Below are 17869 nucleotides of genomic sequence, written 5' to 3'. Positions count from 1 at the left end.
TGATCGGTGTGATCCCCGGGTTGTATACAATGAAAAGCGAATCGACGTGAATCCCACGGCCCCCTACATGAACTCGTTCGAAATCGCATGGGACCAACGTCACGCCTCGATTCGAGGAACCAGTCTCCAGAGCCGAGCGAAGACGCCTATCAGCGAGCCCGAATTGGTGCACAGCATGCGACGCGATTACGCATCGGAGCAGTGCATTCCGCCCCCGACAGAACCCCTCCCCCGCGCCCCGAATTCGATACGCATTACGACCGCTTCTCAGCATGGTTGTGAATAAAGCAACACAGTCAGGCCATGATTTTTGCTGCTATTTTGAGTTGAACGCTCAACTAAATGACCGCGCCACATTTCGGGGCGCTCACTCGGCGCGCGTAATTCAGTGAGCGCCCTTGCGCGTTATTACCTATGGAGGGCCCGTGGCATATCCAAGCCGCGCGGGAACCTGAAGAACCGCATCAAGGAGCAGCAGCTTATGCTCTTCGCCGATCGGGCCAGTTGCCACTCTTTTGTGGCCAACCAGTTGCGGCTGTTGCTCAGCAGCGCGGCCTGCGCGCTGGTGAAGACCCCGCGACGTACCGCCCTTGCGTCGTGGTGCACCATCCGTAACCGACAATCAAGATCAACCAGGGAAAAAAGGGGGCGGTGTGTCCGGGCTCGCTCACGGGCCCGACCGCAGCGAATCGGCCCGTTTCACTCGACGTCTCAAGAAATATGGCGGTTAACTGCTCTCGAAGGCGAGTCCACGCTTGCCGCGGAAAGGAAGGGCACCAGAGCAGCGTGCTCCATGCCGGATTGTACTGCGTCCGTGCTAATCCTGTTTCTTGAGGCTCCAGGAGATCGTCGCATTGGGTTGGTCAGCCCCAGCTTCTTGGATTACCGTCACCGTGGCTTGTACTTTCTCCGACTCGCCAAAGAGCATGACCATCTGGGCTTCATCGCTCGTCTGCTCATTGCGAGTCACCTTGAGGCCCTTATCCCTGAACGCTTTCTCATAAAACTCGGCGAGCTGCTTGACAGGGGTCGGCACAGCGATGCTCAACTGGAATACTTCGCCGCCGTCCGGCGAGGTCATGTGGGCGCCGTGCTCCACCTTGGCGCCGCTTATGACCGGAAGCGGGAAGCCGTCCGGAACATCGCTGTCGCCAACACTGATCGTCCCCTCGTCCGTTTGAATCCGGGTCGAGTTTCCTTTCGACTCGATGGTGGCCTTGCCCTTGTCCGTTTGTATGGTGACCTTCTCTCCCTCGACCTTGACCGTTCCTCCGCGCGTCTTCACGGTCGTCTTCTCCTCCGACCTGCCGCATCCCACGACGGACAGGAACATGAGTACGAGTAGGATCCGCATGAGATATCCTTCTTTCTGAAATCGAGGTTGAGGCTCCGTCTCCGCCCAACAAAGTCTGGATATGATACCGAATCTGTCGGGCCAACAAGAGCGCTTTCAGCTGAGGGATTCTTGCGCACCGCGCGACGACCCCGCGTGGCCCTTCGTTCCGCGACAGGCCGGCCTCCGCGGGGGAAACTGGGGCTTCGCCGCGGGCCCCCGCTGTCGAGGCCTTGTTAAAACTCGTGGGCACCGCGACTGGCTGAATCGCCTTGCACCAAGAACCTGGTCAAGTCGGCCGAATTGCGTTCGCCACGGCAGGTTGATGGCCGAATCTGGCGCTGCGAGCGCGGTTTCGAGGAGATCGCAGTGTTCGAGGTCCGGCTGGTGATTGCCTTGGCGCAGGTTGCGTATTCGTTCCACTAACCTCGGCGTCTTGCCGGGAAGGACGGTTATCGCCAGATACGAGGAGCTTTTGGAGGCGCCAGGAACTGTGTCTGAAGGCAAAGCCAGCAACACGACTGACGCCCGAGGCCCCCAGGAGGTGAGTGCGATGCGCGTTGACAACCGGGAGTTCTTGATTTTCAATAACTTACGATCGCCGGGCGATTAGCTCAATTGGCCAGAGCGCCTGCCTTACACGCAGGAGGTCACAGGTTCGAGTCCTGTATCGCCCATTTCCAACTCTTTGTCAGAAAATCGTTTACGACTCGCCACCCTCCTTGCTGCCCAACGCCTTGGCTTGGCACTGCACTCAGGTCCGCGCTATTGGAGGAAAACTGGTGCCGAGGAGCCGTCCAGCGACTTACTCTCACCTGTGAGGCTGATCCAGCCAGAACGAGAGCAATCGGGCAGATTTCGGCCCTCAGATCGTGCGCTCGGCCCTCATTGAAACGAGAGAGAAGGTCCCTGCGTAGCGCCATCGAGTCGGAACGGTTGACTCCATCAAACATAATCGCTCCGTAGCAGCTCCAACGGCAAATGCACGTTGGTGCGATTCGCGCGTTCGGCCTTCGGTCCCGTGAACCACATGAACGTTGCCTGCCCACCCAATGCCACTCAATGACCGGCCGATTCGCCCGTGGATTTCCAACGGGCGGCGGCGTCTGACTTTCCCCAAGCCTCGTAGAGTACCACAAGTCGATCGCGTGCGTCGTTCAGGCAAATGCCTCCGCCGACCTGCGGAATGACATCGCGTTGCGCGAGGAGAGCCGTGTAGCTATCCGGTAGCAGGCGCTCCGCTTGCTCGAAACGGCCGAGCGCCGTTATGGATTGCCTCAAGAGGCCTCCTGCCCGATACGTTAGCCAGTGCTCGGTGGATATTCCCTGTCGTAAGGCCACGCATTCCTGCCAGGCGTCGTGCGCCGCCTCGTACCTCCCTTGCACGTAAAGGGCATGCCCCAGTTGCTCAAGCGTCTGCGCTACCAGAACCTGAGTCGACGGATTCAGATCTCGACGTACCAGGAGCAATTCGTGGCAATGCGATTATGCCTCGAGCGGTTCCCTTTCCAAGAACAATGCATCGATGAGATTACTTATGGACTTCATCCGGATTTCGTTGATCGGATTGAATTATGAACGACTGCTCTTTACGGAATCGCGAAATAGGACCTCCGCTTCCTTGACGCGGCCTTCATTCAAGAGCACGACGCCCAGATTGGTGCATGCCAATTGGGTCGTGGGATGAGAGATATAGCCCAAAGTTATGGATGGCGTGAGAAGAAAGGCGGCGTACCCTCGGTGTGGAATTTTGAGCATCGAAACGACCCACGTGGGCCGCGGAGTGCGCCGAATGGACGAGGGTATCGCATCTTCGCCGGCTGTGCCAGCCGAGACATCAGGCGATGTATTGAGCGGGATTCTGCGGAGCGGCGCCCAGCGTTTGCTGGGCCAGGCCGTCGAAGCGGAAGTGCAGGCCTGTTTGGAATCTCCCAGTCACATCGTGGATGAAAATGGTCATCTTTTGGTGGTGGGCAACGGCTCGAACGTGCGCGAGTTCGTGTACGTCGACGCGCACAAGGGCGCCATCGTCGACCAGATCACCGGAATTCACGACGCCATCGATCGCATCGTCTACGACCAGTTCGTGGATCCGGGCAACATCCTCTGGCAGGAAGGGGACACGCTGCCTTTCGGCGATGCGGAAGTCGACAACATCATCGAGTACTCGGAGGACATCTACAACCTGATCGCCAGTGCGACGAACGGCACGATCCTTTCGTGGGACAACGCCGACGGCCAAATGCCGGCCATACATGACGACAACGACATCACCTGCCCGAACGCCCACTGGACGGGTTCGCACGTGGGATTCTGCATTGGGTCGACCAGCGACAACACCGTCGCCCACGAATGGACGCACGCCTACACACAAAGCACGCACGGCTTGATCTACCAATGGCAACCGGGAGCGTTGAACGAGTCGTATTCCGATATCTTCAGCGAAGTCGTCGACCTGCTGAACGGCTCCGGTACGGACACGCCGGATGTGGTGCGAACGCCCGGCGACTGCTCGGTGTTCGGAGGTTCCATTCCGCCGACGTTTACTGTCGATTCGCCGCCGGCCATTGCCGGCCAATACCCGGCCGGCGGAGCGGCTTTCAATCCAGTGCCACCGGTGACGGTGTCCGCTGACGTAGAACTGGTGAACGACGGCACCGCGAGTGTGACGGACGGTTGTGAGTCACTGATCGGGTTCACGGCCGGCAACATCGCCCTCATCGATCGCGGCACGTGTGCGTTTACTCAGAAAGTCCTGAATGCGGCGGCGGCCGGCGCCGTCGACGTGATCGTTGCCAATACGGACGACAGCATCTTCACCATGTCGGGTACGGGCCCGTTGGCGATCCCAAGCGTCATCATCCGCCAAAGCGCCGGCGCGGACATCGAGGCCGAGCTCCCGGGCGTATCGGCCACGATCACTCTCCAGACAGGCACGGCGAATTCCGTGCGGTGGCTTTACCCCCGAGGATGGCGCGGGCGGGGTCTATCGGGACCTGTGGAATCCGAACTGCAAGGGGCACCCCGGCAAGGTCTCCGATACGGCGCAGTACTGGTGCGCCGAGAGCGACCAGGGCGGCGTGCACACAAATTCCGGTGTGCCCAATCACGGCTTCGCGCTGCTGGTGGACGGGGGCACGTACAACGGCCAGACGATCTCCGGTCGTCGGGAGAATCGCGTTCCGATACTACGTCACGGGCGGCGGCCCCAACGGCGCCAATTCGAACTACATCGGCATCGACTCCCTGTTGGTCCTTCAGGCGGGCGATTGCAACGGTGATGGCATTCCGAATGAATGCGAACCGGACGCCGACGCCGATACGGTGCCGGACGACTGCGATCAGTGCCCCGGCTTCGATGATAGCATCGATACCAACGGCAACGGCGTGCCGGACGGATACGACATCACGGCTCCCCTGCCCGTTACGACATATCCTCACGGCGCTCCCAAACAGCGCTACGTCTCGTTCGCACCGGACGCCGCGCACACGGCCACAGCGTACCGACTGACCGACGTCGGGTCGGGGACGTCCTACTACATCAGCACGCCGCGCACTACGCCGCCGTCTGTGGCCGGCCAGGGCATCACCTTCGTGGTCTTGGACACGTCCCCGATCCTCCACGACTGGAGCGCGCTGCCCGTCGTGCACGTCGGCGGATGTATGATCGCCCCCGGCGATGACGCCGCTTCAGGTTTGGGACGTGCCTATGAGGTCACCGCCACAACAGACGGCGTGAACTTCTCGGGAGCCCTGAAGGTCTACACCGCGGCCCGTCCGACGGCGTCCAACGCCCGCTTCTGGGCGGACGTGGTCGGCTCGTTCTCGGCCGGCGGTGACGGCTCGACCACGCCGCCTACACCGGCAAATTCCTGGACGCCCACAAATCGGAATGTGAGCGGGTTCGACATCTCGGCCACGTTGCAGGCGGTATCCGCGGCTCCGACCGCGCCGCACTTCACGTGGTGCGACGTAAACCCCGAACCCACGGACCGCGTGGTCATCGGTCCGGACGTTCTGCGTGTGGTGAACGCGTTCAGCGTGGGATCAGGCAAGGAGTTCTATCCGTACGCCTATCCGCAGGCGCCGACTTCGATTCACGCACCGACGCCTCCGTCACCGGCGTTGTGTCCAACGCCGCCGTTGATGGCGACGCTGAGTCCATGAATTGCGAAGCCTCGGAGATCCGCCAGATCGTGAACACGTTCAGCTTGAAGCCGTTTCCATTCATGGCTCCGGCGGGTCGCCCGTAAGCTGCTACAGGTGCTGGGGGAATCGCGGAATCGCACGAGATTGAGACCGTTGCGCTCGACCAAGTGAACGCAACATTAGAAAGGTCGCTCCTGGGCGCATATGGCCGTCCGGAGGATCGCACGTTTTCTTCTCGTTGGCAGGTCGTTCAATAGCCGCCGGCCCGGAGGCTACGGCTTGGTGCCTGGACTGATCCTAATGCGCGCATTGCGTTCTTTGAGCGGCGCGGCGGAGGCATGCGTCATGCGTTCTGACAACCGCGGCGCCAACGACACCGGCGCCCGCGCCATCATTACACATCCGTTTTTCCATCGGCTGCCCGTTCCGGAAAAACGCCGGAGCGGGAACGCATTCGAGGACCGGTTTCCACCAAAGTGGGCCGCCGGAAATGATTCGACTGGGGCTACGATTCGCGTCGAGGCGGAGATCGACTGATCGCTGCAGTGCGCTTCAGAAGCGGTAAGCGGTGTCGCAAGCTACGCACAGGACTGCGCTCTCGGAGGAAAAGGGCGTCGAGGATGCCTCCTCCTTGCGTGCCCGTCGCAGCCGCGGGCGATAGGCTCCCCCCGAAAATCTCGTCAACTCCAGAATCCATTGGAGCCTACTCCCGTCCGGCGAGACACTCCTTGCCTGACGCTTGCGAACGCAGTTCTCGGTACGACATGGATCTTGAATAGTCCGCCGCATCGGCCGGAGCGAATCGCGTCCCGGCAGAGACGATAGAGTCCCGGCCAATCGGCAACGAGACCGCTCCCGTCCTCGGCGCTCGGGTCAAGCTTGGCGCGACGCACGCTGCGCCCCATCGAGTGTCCTCAACGAGTGGCAAGGGTGCCCCGTGTACCTCTTGACGCCACTCGGACTTCGTGAATGGGACCACAGAGCGCGGCCACATTGATCCAGACCATTGTCATGTATCCGAGAAAAATCCTTGACGATTCGTCAAGAGTTCGGCTAGCCTTGGCGCGGCGACTCGTGAATTGATAGCTGCGTGGGGGTTGGAAAACTCAGCCGGAGCACAGGACGGTTCCGATACTGCAACGGTTCGGCCCCGGAACGACTCGCCAAAACCAATTCCGCGGGATGGGATGCCCGGAGCAACTCGTTGCCGACGGCGCGCCTTGGCTTTGGGGGCCATCATCCTGCGATTCTGAACCGGCAAATCAAGCCATGCGATCATCGTGGCGTCGCGGTGAGGTATGGCAGGAAGACGTAGGGAGGTCACTTCATGTTGTTCGGGAAACATCTCATTTACTCGTTAAGTGCAGTCGCAATGGCGACAAGCTTTGCGTGGGCGGGGTCCGCGGCCAATGCGGAAGATGCCCGCAAGGCGCAAGAGGCCGCTTCGAAGCGCGTCACGCCGATCTGGGGATTCACTCCGGATGCCGACCGATTCGCGGAGCCGCTCACCGATCAGGAGATCGAAGCCCGGATGATGGACGAAGCCGCGGACCACGAAATCGTTCGGGCCCGAGCAAAGGGCCGGGTGAGTGTGCTCGTGTACACCGAACGCATCCAGGCGCGCGGTGCCGACGTCAAGGCGGAAGTACGGCAATTCGCCGCACTGAAGCAGGCTCGCGTCAAGTATGAGTACAGCGCCGTACTTCCCAACGTCGTGAACATCCGCGACCTGCCAGCGGACCAGATTGAGGCGCTGAAACAACTTCCCGGCGTAACGAAGGTCGAGCTGGACCAGTATCACCCGAATGCGATTCGACTGCATGACTCGGTACCCCTTGTCCGCGGTCTTCAGAGTCAGATCAGTGCCGCCGGACTTACTGCTGACGGCGCAGGCATTCGCATCTGCATTGTGGACACCGGTATCGATTCGGATCATGTCATGTATTCGACCCGGATCGACACAGCCGCCGGTTACGACTTTTATAACGACGATTCCAACCCGGAGGACGACAATGGACACGGGTCCCACGTTTCGGGCATTGCAGCCGGAGGGACGGGGCTGAGCGTGGACTTCGGGTGCGGTGCGGGCTCGCAGGCGTTTCAGGGAATGGCCCCGGCCGCCACGCTGATCGGCGCCAAGGTGCTCAACGCCTCGGGCGGTGGATTCGACAGCGACATTATTGCCGGCATCAACTACTGTGCCGATCAGTCACCTTCAGGTGGTCGGGCTGATGTCATCAACATGAGCATCGGCACTGGCAATTACACCGGACCCTGCACACACAGCTGGGCCGTCGCCGCCAACAACGCCGTCGCAAATGGTGTTGTCGCCGTCGCGGCCTCGGGGAATGAGAACAACAGCAATTCCATGGGTTCCCCGGCATGCGGCGTCGACGTCATCGCCGTCGGCGCGACTTGGAAAGCTGATTATCCCACCTGTGAAGATTCTACGTCCACCTGGAGTTGGGGCATCTGCACAGATGTGTCCCCACAGACGGACGAGGTCGGGTGCTTCAGCAACGAGAGTGACTATCTCGACGTGACGGCGCCGGGTCTGAACATCTGGTCGGCCAGCAATGCGGCCGGAGGAGGGTCGATCGTCGGCCAATCCGGAACAAGCATGGCCTCACCGCACGTCGCCGGCCTTGCCGCGCTGATCCTCAGCGCGGACCCCACGCTCACACCGGCGGAGGTTCGCCAGGTGATTCGGGACGGGGCCATTGATATGGGTACGCCCGGATTCGATCGCGCCTACGGCTACGGCCGAATCGACGTGATCAACTCGCTGAATCTGCTGGCGCCCTGCATGGGCGATCCCGATTGTGATGACGGTCTCTGGTGCAATGGCGCCGAAACCTGCTCCGGAGGGTCCTGTTTCCAGGGCACGCCACCGTGCGGGGGCGATCCATGTGATGAGGCTACCGATTCCTGCGTGTCGCTGGTTTACGAATGGAATCTCAATACGAATCCCGGCTGGACGATGCAAGGGCAATGGGCGTACGGCCAGCCGACCGGCGGCGGGGGAGAGCACGGCGGTCCCGATCCCACCAGCGGCGCTACTGGATCTAACGTCCTCGGGTACAACCTGAGCGGCGACTACGGGGCCAACCTTCCTGAAACGCATCTGACCACGACGGCGATCAATTGCACCGGTCTTTCCGGTGTGACGCTTCGCTTCGAGCGGTGGCTGGGTGTCGAGCAACCCACGTACGACCACGCCTACGTCCGCGTCAGTACGAACGGCAGTTCTTGGACAACGATCTGGGAGAATACGGCTGAGATCGCGGATAGTTCCTGGACGCAACAGGAATTCGACATCTCCTCCATCGCCGACAATCAGCCTACGGTCTACATCCGCTGGACGATGGGAACGACCGATGGATCTTGGTTCTATTGCGGTTGGAACATCGATGACATCGAGATTTGGGCGGCCGGGGGTGGACCACAGTGTGTCGTGCCTGCGGATTGCGACGACGGCCTGTTCTGCAACGGTGCGGAGGATTGCATCGGCGGAAGCTGCGTCGCCGGTACACCGGTCGATTGCGACGACGGCGTTTCCTGCACGAATGACTCCTGCAATGAGGGAACGGATTCTTGTGACAACGTGCCCAACGACGGTCTGTGCGACGACGGCCAGTACTGCGACGGTATCGAGACGTGTCACGCTACGCTTGGTTGCCAGACCGGTACGCCGGTGAGCTGCAACGACGGCGTCGCCTGTACGAACGACTCCTGCAATGAAGCCACGGATTCGTGTGACTATTCGCCAAACGATGCCAACTGCGACGACGGGCAATTCTGCAACGGGGCGGAAACGTGCAATGCCACCCTCGGATGTCAGGCGGGTGGCGACCCGTGCCCGGGGCAGACTTGTGACGAGTTGAACGACGTGTGCACGGAATGCAGCACCGACCCGGACTGCGATGACGGACTCTATTGCAACGGAGTAGAGACCTGCTCGGGCGCCGTCTGCCAGGCGGGTACGCCCGTCGATTGCAGTGACGGCGTCGCGTGCACGGACGATTCGTGCAACGAGGCCACCGACTCGTGCGACAATACGCCGAACGACGCCAACTGCAACGACGGACTGTACTGCAATGGCACGGAGACTTGCAGCGCAACGCTCGATTGTCAGGCCGGAACGCCCGTGAATTGCGACGATGCCGTCGGTTGCACCGACGACTCGTGTAACGAAGGCACCGACTCCTGCGATCACGCGCCAAACCATGGGCTCTGTGACGACGGCCTATTCTGCAACGGAGCAGAAGTGTGTAGTGTGTCGTTGGATTGCCAGCCCGGCACGGCGGTGGATTGCGATGACGGCGTGGGCTGCACGGATGACTCCTGCAATGAGGGAACGGATTCGTGCGACAATGTTCCCAACGACGCCAATTGCCCGGACGACGGCCTGTTCTGCAACGGCACAGAATTCTGTCATGTGGTCAACGACTGTGACAGTACGGGCGATCCCTGCGGGGGCCTGTCGTGCAATGAAGCGACGGACACCTGCGAGTCGGTCGAGTGCACTGTTCCGGCCGATTGCGACGACGGCAACGCCTGCACGGTGGACGATTGCGTCGGCAACGTCTGCGTGAACGAATGCCCGGGCGCCGTTTCGACGTTCCCGTACGCGGAGAACTTCGATGCGAGCCAGGGGGCTTGGTCCAATGTGGGCGGCGACGTGTTCGACTGGACACGGGACGCGGCAGGCACGCCGTCGTCCAGCACCGGGCCGTCGGGAGATCACACCACTGGATCCGGCTACTACATGTACATCGAGACGTCCAGCCCGCGCGTACTGGGAGACTACGCGATTCTGGAAGGGCCGTGCCTCGATCTGACTGGAACGAGCACGGTGGACTTCTCCTTCTGGTATCACATGTACGGCGCCACGATCGGCGCGCTGGACGTCGAAGTTTCCGATGATTGCACGAACTGGACCAATGTTTGGAGCTTGTCCGGAAATCAGGGCAACACTTGGTATCAGGCCAATATCAGCCTGGACGCCTACGCCGGTTCCACCATTCGGGTGCGCTTCATCGGCACGCGCGGAAGCAGCTACACGGGCGACATCGCCATTGACGACATCGCCGTCGACGCCAGTGGCATGCCCTGCACGAGCGATCCCGAGTGCGATGACGGCGACGCCTGTACGGTTGACGCCTGCGTGGGCAACGTCTGCCAGAACGCGCCGATTTCCTGCGACGACGGCAACGACTGCACGATCGATTCGTGCGTCGGCGGCGTCTGCGTGAACGAGTGCCCGGTCAGCGTTGCGGCTTTCCCGGACGCGGAAGACTTCGAGGCCGGGTTCGGCGATTGGTCCAATACGATCAGCGACGACATTGACTGGACGAGGAACTCCGGCGGCACGCCCTCCTCGGGAACAGGCCCCTCGGGCGACCACACCACGGGATCGGGCTGGTACATGTATGTGGAAGCCTCCAGCCCGAACTACCCATCCATGATCGCGATCCTCGACGGTCCCTGCGTAGACCTGACCGGCTCGACTGGCGCCAGCTTGTCGTTCTGGTACCACATGCTGGGCAGCGCCGTGGGCACGCTCTCGCTCGAGGCGTCGGAAGATTGCAACTCCTGGACAACCTTGTGGAGTCTGTCCGGCGACCAGGGCAGCCTGTGGCAGCAAGCCAACGTGGACCTGTCCGCCTACGCCGGATCCGTGGTAAGTCTGCGATTCCGAGGCGTCACGGGTTCCAGCTACCAGGGCGATATGTGCATTGATGATCTGCTCATCGATGCCAGTGGCGGGCCGGAGTGCACCATCCCGGCCGACTGCGACGACGGGCTCTACTGCAACGGCGCGGAGGACTGCGCTGGCGGAAGTTGCGTGGCCGGCACGCCGGTCAATTGCAGCGACGGCGTGTCCTGCACGGATGATTCCTGCAACGAAGGAACGGACTCCTGCGATCACGCGCCCAACGACGCGCTGTGCAATAACGGCCAGTACTGCGACGGTGTCGAAACCTGCCACGTTACACTCGGCTGCCAGGCCGGATCACCGGTCACCTGCGACGACGGGGTAGGCTGCACGGACGACGTGTGCAACGAGGGCACCGACTCCTGTGACTATGTGGCCAATGACGCGAACTGCCCGGACAACGGACTGTTCTGCGACGGCTCCGAGTATTGCGATGCGCTAAGCGATTGCTCGTCCACCGGCGATCCCTGCACCGGGGGTCAGACCTGCAATGAGTCAACCGACACCTGCGAAGGCCCTGTCGGTGCTCAGTTGGAGGCCGGAACGGTAACGGTTGGAGGCACGCCGATGACCGTCAATCTGGCCAACACCTACGCGAGTCCGGTGATCGTCTGCTCGATCAACTACCGCAACAACTCGACGCCGGTCGTCACGCGAATCAGCAACGTGACATCGACCAGCTTCGACCTTCGTTTGCAGAATCCGTCTGGCGGGGCGGTATCGGCCGAGAGCGTGAGTTGCCTGGTCGTGGAAGAGGGAATCTGGACCATCGATGGCGTGAATATCGAGGCCCAGATCTACACCTCGACCGTCACGGATGAGAACAACAGCTGGGTCGGCCAGGCTCAGACCTGCGGCCAGAGCTACACCAGCCCGGTCATACTCGGCCAAGTGATGAGCGTGCTCGATCCCGAATGGTCGGTGTTCTGGTGCCGTGGGAATTCCCAGACCAATCCGCCGACAGCGACCGTGCTGTACACCGGAAAGACGGTCTGCGAGGACACGATCGTGGCGCGAGCCAACGAGACGATCGGTTTCATCGTGATCGAGTCGGGTCACGGGACGATCGGCGGCGTGGCCTATGAGGCCGCCCTCGGCCCCGACACCGTCTTGGGCATTACGAACAGCCCGCCCTACAGCTATTCCTTCGGGACCCCGTTCGCGACGGTTCCTTCGGTGGCGGTGGTCACCATGGCAGCGATGGACGGCGGCAACGGTGGTTGGGCGTATACGTATGGTTCCACCTCGACGACAACCACGCAGTTGCGCCTTGCAATTGACGAGGACCAGATTGCGGACACGGAACGTAACCACGTGAATGAACAGGTGGGTTACATCGTGTTCGAGTCGGCCTTGGTCTATCCGTAGCGACTTGGGTCTGATCTTCGGGAGTTAATGAAGCGGCGGGCGGTTTCGTTGGATCGGAACCGCCCGCCGCGAGCTTTGAAGCTCCGCGCGGGGCGCGACGACGCGTGCAGGAATGCCACCCCGCCATTCACGGCATGATCGGATCTCAGAAAACGACGCCCCATTCCGGCCATTCCCGGGGCGCGGCGGATGACTCGGACACTTGCGTCTTGTATCCCCATCCCACCCGAGTACTCTGACTCTCTGTTTCTTCTCCGATTGCCGTTCGCGAGTTTCGATGAGGCCGTGACCATGCTGACCACAGACAGAATTCGCCGGTTCTTTCCCGCGCTTCAGACCTCCAAGGACGTGCTCCTTGATAACGCCGGCGGGTCCCAGGTGCCGGTTCAGGTCGCTGATGCCGTGCGAAACTACATGCTCACGACCTACACGCAGGTGGGCGCCGACTACGAAATCTCACGCCGTTCCACGGAGACAGTCGAGCGAGCCCATGCCTTCGTGGAGTTGTTCATGAATGTGCAGGGCAAGGGCAAAGTAGCCTTCGGGTCGTCGACCACGGTCCTGTGCGCCATGCTTGCAGACTGTTACGCGAACGCCGGAGCCGGCGTCCGAAACGAAATCATCGTGGCGGAAACCGCGCACGAGGCGAATGCCGGTCCGTGGTATCGGCTGGCGGAGCGCGGATTTCGCGTTCTGCCCTGGCGCTTTGAGGACGAGGACCAGCGACTGACTCCGGAAAGCTTGGCCGCCCTTCTGTCCGATCGAACCCGCATCGTGGCATTTCCACACGCTTCGAATCTCCTGGGCCGGATCGAGGACGCGGCGGCGTTCATCCGGCTGGCCCACAATGCGGGCGCCCGTGTCGTGATTGACGCCGTAGCGTATGCACCCCATCGGGCAATGGACGTATCCGGCCTGCGGGCGGACTGGTACGTCTACTCGACCTATAAGGTCTTCGGGCCGCATATGGCCGCGATGTACGGATCGCACGAGGCCTTTGCCGACGTGGACGGACCGAACCACTTCTTTATCCCCCACGATGCCGTGCCTTACAAGTTCGAGCCGGGCGGACCGTCGCACGAAGGCTGCGCGGGGATACTTGCACTCTGGCCGTATCTGGCGGCGATGGCCGGCGCGGATCCGGACCGACTACCTTACCGAAGGGCGATCGATGCGGCCTACGCACACATCACCGACCTCGAGGCTGCACTGCTGGAGCGCGTGGTCGCATTCCTGCGAACGAAGCCGGCCGTGCGATTCGTTGGACCCGCCTCAACCGGCAAAGAGCGAGTGAGCACGATCAGCTTTGTTCACCGTAGCCGACGGTCCGAAGAAGTCGCCAAGGCCGCGAATGCACAAGGGCTTGGCATCCGCTACGGCCACTTCTACGCCTTCCGTCTCTGCAAAGCGCTCGTCGAGACGGGCGTCCTGCATGACGTTGAAGACGGTGTCGTGCGGATTAGCATGCTCCACTACAACTCGATGGAAGAGGTCGATCGGCTGATAGAATGCCTCGACAGACTACTGTAAGAATCGACCGCCGATGATTGCGGGCGAGCTTGCCGGGAACGAGTCGGGCGGGGTGCAATCCGCACGGCAACTCCCGCGCCTCGTGTCGCGCCATCACGTCCCATCAAGTTGTTCAAAAATCCATCGGCACAGAAGCCGCTTACCGCTCCCTTCGCCTGGGGCGAGAGGACTCGCGGGCGATCTTCCAAGGCAAGGGAAGAAGCTCACGCTCCCGGGAAGCTCTTGTTGCGGATGCCGGCGGCCGCCTTGGCGGCCCGCCGAATTCGCGTCTCAGCGCGCTTGGCGTCGGCGATATGAGCCGCCCACGCGCGGCGGTGCGCTGGTGGAAGGCCCTGGAATCGCTTGGCAAGATCCGGATTTGAGCTGAATACCTCTTCAAGTTCGCGGGGGATGTCGATCGGGCGCGGTTCGGCGTCGACCTCCATGAAAACACGTACTCTGTCACCACGGGCTATTTTTGCCTGCTTCTGGAGTTCCCGCGGCACGGGCATCCGATACATGCCCTCCCCCCGGCTGACCGTTCCCCGGAATCCGACTCCTTTGATCGTGCCCCGAACTGACGCTCGCTTGGAGCCAAGTTCGACCACTACGTGATCCGGAACTACGACAAAGGTCCATGAGTCGTATGGACGCTTGGTGCCGGATATCAGCAGTGCTGAGAACGAGGGCAACGGACACTCTCCTCCGACACGTTCTCCCGTTTCAAATGGCCTTCACAGATGAGGCAAGGCCGTACGCGCGACTTGTCTCATGGGTCTTGAGTCATGCGGGCTGATCCCGACGCAATTGCCCCTTTCCACGGCGCTCACGAATCTCGACCCCCGATCATGTAGTACGCCGGGGGAAGAATTCGACCGTGACTGGTTCATGAAGGGGCGCATCGGGCGTATCACTGCACCACGGCAGAGGCTACTTGCCCAAATCAACCCAAACAGTCTTGATTTCGCTGTAGTGGTTTAGGGCGTCCTTGCCGTTTTCGCGGCCGTGACCACTGAACTTGTACCCTCCGAACGGGGCTGCCGGATCAAACGTGTTGTAGCAATTAACCCATATGGTCCCGGCACGAACGCCGTCGGCGATGGCGAACGCCTTGGTGATGTCGCGAGTCCATACCGCGGCTGCAAGCCCGTACATCGTCGTATTGGCCTGCTTCACGACATCATTCATGTCCTTGAATTTCAGGACGGCCGCGACTGGGCCAAAAATCTCCTCTTGGGCGATGCGCATGTTGTTGCGCACGTTGGTGAAAATCGTTGGCTTTACAAACCAGCCCTTGTCCCCGAAACGCTCGCCTCCGGAGACACAGGTAGCACCGTCCTCGTTCTTGCCGATTTCAATGTACTTGAGAATCTTGTCGAACTGCTCCTTGGACACCTGGGCACCCTGATGCGTCTTGGGGTCCAGAGGGTCGCCAAGGCGCCGCTTCTCGGCCGCCGCTTTGAACCGCTCCACGAACTCATCGTGAATCTTCTCCTCCACGAAGAGACGGGAACCGGCGCAACACACTTCCCCCTGGTTGAAGAAGATGCCGGTCATGGCGCCCCGGACGGCCAAGTCCAGATCCGCGTCTGCGAAAACGACGTTGGGACTCTTCCCGCCGAGTTCGAAGGACAACCGCTTGAGCGTGTCAGCGGCGTTCCGCATGATGATCTGTGCGGTCTTGTACTCCCCGGTGAAGGCGATCTTGTCGACATCGGGATGCTTGACCAGCGCGTCGCCGGCCGTTTCGCCCAGGCCGTTGACAATGTTAATGACACCGGCCGGAAATCCCGCCTCCATGGCGAGTTCGCCCAGACGCAGGGCAGAAAGGGGAGTCTGTTCCGCCGGCTTCAGCACCAGCGTATTGCCACACGCGAGCGCCGGACCCCATTTCCATGCCGCCATCAGCATGGGAAAATTCCAGGGAATGATCTGGCCGCAAACGCCCACCGGCTCGCGTTTGGTATAACAGAAGAAGTTGCCCATCTTTCTGTCGACGGGCAATGTTTCGCCCGTGAGCTTGTCACACCAGCCGGCAAAGTAGCGAAACGTCTCCGCCACGAGCGGTACGTCCGCGAACTTCACTTCATTGATGGGCTTGCCGTTGTTAAGCACTTCAAGCGAGGCCAGCTCGTCGGCATTCTTCTCGACAAGTTCAGCCAGTTTGAAGAGACATTTGCCGCGATCGCGAGCGCTCATCTTGGACCATGGTCCATCCTCGAGCGCCTTGCGAGCGGCCAGCACAGCGTTGTCGATGTCGGCCTTGTCGCTGGCACAGGGCTTGGCGACGACCTCCCCGGTCGCGGGGTTAAACGTGTCAAACGTCTCCCCGGAAACAGCCTCGCGCCATTGTCCGTCGATAAGGTTCTTCGTAAGCCTGATTCGTGCGGCATTGGTTGCGTTCGGTGCAGTCGCTGTTGCGCTCGTCATGGTCTCTCCTCCCATTTCGCGGAAATGCGCATACTGATGACCCAAGTCCGGCCAGAGGACGTGGCGGGTTGCGAAACGAGATTCTTGTCTTTGAATCGAAGATGTCAAGTTTTCTCACCGTTGCAGTACGACCCGTCGGCCGTACGCGCATTTGGAGGTCGCGGATCGGCAGGCGGCCGCGATGGACCTGTGCGTCGGCTCGGTCGAGAGTCCAGGACGCTTGCCGAGACGCGGGCGCAGCGCGCGATCCAGCGGCCCCAGCGAATCGGCTTCCCTGTTTGTCGTGGCAATGCCATCCGGTGGAAGTCGTTCACCACACACATCTGCACCGTGCGCCTAAAGAGATCCACAAAACCAACAAGCCATGGATCTCGGCCCTATAGAGGCTTGCGCTGGGACATCATCCAGGGACCAAACGCTGCAATGCTGAACTTGACCTGTCCACGGGTTCGAGTAGGCCGCACGTTCGCCAAACCCTGCTGAGTCCGGGAGGGGCGAAGCCACCTGTTGAACCACGATCATCGGCGTGGGTAGAATAGCGATGCGTGCACACCCCCATCGACCAGTCCGTTCTCCGACGCGCCGGCGAAGGCGATGGCGATGCGATTCAAGTACTACTAATCCGTCTGCATAAACCCTTGCTTCAGGCCATTTCCCGGCAGATGGAACCACCCTTAGCCCGACACGTCGATGCGGAGGACATTCTTCAAGATGCGTTCATTGCCGCGTTTGAGGGAACACGGGATCATCAATTCCATTCGGAGAGTGCTTTCTATGCCTGGATGGAGACAATCGCCCGAAACACGCTGCACGACTGTCGGCGAAAAAGCTATGCCCAGCGCCGCGACGTTCGTCGAAATGTCGACGGAGCGCCTTTCGCCTCAGATCACAGCGGGGATTGGACCGCGCTCTTCTCGTGCACAGGAACCACCCCCAGCAGACCGCTAAAAAGCGAAGAGGCCCGCGCGGCCGTCCTCACCGCTCTGGCACGCCTGAAGCCCGCGCATCGGACACTGATTCGCTTGCGGTTTCTCAAGGAGTATTCCGTTGCGGAAACAGCGGCCGAAATGAACCGCACCGAGGACGCTATCCACGCCCTCACGCGGCGGGCGCTCAACGAAATCCGACAGTACCTCGAAACGGCCAGCCATTATCTGTCACGCTCGGCGATGTGAAATGGCTCGATTCTCAAACCTGACGCCCGCCCGGTGCCAATTCGCAGCCGGGGAGCAATCGCGGTCCCAAAGTCCTGAGGCGGCAGACGGCAGGTCGCCAATCTTTGGACAGCCGACCCGGGCGCCGCAATTCCGGACACCATGGTGACATCGGTACGATCCCTGCTCGCGCCCTTCCCCCAGAAA

The 17869-nt window shown here is 61.1% G+C and carries 10 protein-coding genes, 1 tRNA gene and 1 pseudogene; 9 read left to right on the top strand and 3 right to left on the bottom strand.

All coding sequences use genetic code 11. The features are described 5' to 3' along the window. Window positions 1–388 precede the first annotated feature (388 nt). Together J5J06_18240 and J5J06_18235 are read left to right on the top strand one after the other, a co-directional pair. Window positions 389–1345: a transposase gene (locus J5J06_18240; protein MCO6439036.1), complete on the top strand. Its 957-nt coding sequence runs from the start codon at window positions 389–391 to the stop codon at window positions 1343–1345. A gap of 591 nt (window positions 1346–1936) precedes the next feature. Further along, window positions 1937–2010, top strand: a tRNA-Val gene (locus J5J06_18235). Between the two features lie 382 nt (window positions 2011–2392). Here the strand turns inward: J5J06_18235 and J5J06_18230 are convergent. Then, window positions 2393–2803, bottom strand: a complete 411-nt coding sequence (locus tag J5J06_18230) for a tetratricopeptide repeat protein (GenBank protein ID MCO6439035.1) — start codon at window positions 2801–2803, stop codon at window positions 2393–2395. A 916-nt stretch (window positions 2804–3719) separates the two neighbouring features. Here J5J06_18230 and J5J06_18225 point away from each other — a divergent pair. From J5J06_18225 to J5J06_18200, 6 genes and pseudogenes are all read left to right on the top strand, one after another. Next, window positions 3720–4142 (top strand): annotated as a pseudogene (locus J5J06_18225) (hypothetical protein). Beyond that, window positions 4126–4614, top strand: a complete 489-nt coding sequence (locus J5J06_18220; GenBank protein MCO6439034.1) for a M4 family metallopeptidase — start codon at window positions 4126–4128, stop codon at window positions 4612–4614. The pseudogene J5J06_18225 and the gene J5J06_18220 overlap by 17 nt, the downstream one beginning before the upstream one ends. Window positions 4615–4927: 313 nt before the next feature. Next, entirely contained in the window at window positions 4928–5500 is a 573-nt protein-coding gene (locus tag J5J06_18215) for a hypothetical protein (GenBank protein MCO6439033.1), read from the top strand. A 327-nt stretch (window positions 5501–5827) separates the two neighbouring features. Next, the gene (locus tag J5J06_18210) at window positions 5828–6019 is read left to right on the top strand and encodes a hypothetical protein (protein ID MCO6439032.1); all 192 of its coding nucleotides are present in this window, start codon (window positions 5828–5830) and stop codon (window positions 6017–6019) included. An 835-nt stretch (window positions 6020–6854) separates the two neighbouring features. After that, on the top strand, window positions 6855–12569 hold the full coding sequence (locus tag J5J06_18205) for a S8 family serine peptidase (GenBank protein MCO6439031.1): 5715 nt from the start codon (window positions 6855–6857) through the stop codon (window positions 12567–12569). A 291-nt stretch (window positions 12570–12860) separates the two neighbouring features. Next, window positions 12861–14099 carry an aminotransferase class V-fold PLP-dependent enzyme gene (locus tag J5J06_18200; protein ID MCO6439030.1) on the top strand — a complete coding sequence of 413 codons (1239 nt, stop codon included), beginning with the start codon at window positions 12861–12863 and terminating at the stop codon, window positions 14097–14099. A 203-nt stretch (window positions 14100–14302) separates the two neighbouring features. Here J5J06_18200 and J5J06_18195 read toward each other — a convergent pair whose 3' ends face one another. Then, window positions 14303–14770 carry a DUF1905 domain-containing protein gene (locus J5J06_18195; GenBank protein MCO6439029.1) on the bottom strand — a complete coding sequence of 156 codons (468 nt, stop codon included), beginning with the start codon at window positions 14768–14770 and terminating at the stop codon, window positions 14303–14305. A 238-nt stretch (window positions 14771–15008) separates the two neighbouring features. Continuing rightward, window positions 15009–16508 (bottom strand): aldehyde dehydrogenase family protein, encoded by a 1500-nt coding sequence (locus J5J06_18190; protein MCO6439028.1) that lies wholly within the window; start codon window positions 16506–16508, stop codon window positions 15009–15011. Window positions 16509–17053: 545 nt separating this feature from the next. Here J5J06_18190 and J5J06_18185 point away from each other — a divergent pair. Continuing rightward, entirely contained in the window at window positions 17054–17683 is a 630-nt protein-coding gene (locus J5J06_18185; GenBank protein ID MCO6439027.1) for a sigma-70 family RNA polymerase sigma factor, read from the top strand. Window positions 17684–17869: the final 186 nt, after the last annotated feature.

Source organism: Phycisphaerae bacterium (genome assembly GCA_024102815.1).
Lineage (GTDB): Bacteria > Planctomycetota > Phycisphaerae > UBA1845 > UBA1845 > JAGFJJ01.
Note: the sequence above shows the minus strand (reverse complement) of the source record. Positions and strands in the feature narration are given on the sequence as shown.

Excerpts from the sequence above, each read along its gene's own strand:
- J5J06_18210 (MCO6439032.1), top strand. The coding sequence starts at position 5,828 with ATGCGTTCTGACAACCGCGGCGCCAACGACACCGGCGCCCGCGCCATC.
- J5J06_18205 (MCO6439031.1), top strand. The coding sequence starts at position 6,855 with ATGGCGACAAGCTTTGCGTGGGCGGGGTCCGCGGCCAATGCGGAAGAT.
- J5J06_18200 (MCO6439030.1), top strand. The coding sequence starts at position 12,861 with ATGCTGACCACAGACAGAATTCGCCGGTTCTTTCCCGCGCTTCAGACC.
- J5J06_18190 (MCO6439028.1), bottom strand. The coding sequence starts at position 16,508 with ATGACGAGCGCAACAGCGACTGCACCGAACGCAACCAATGCCGCACGA.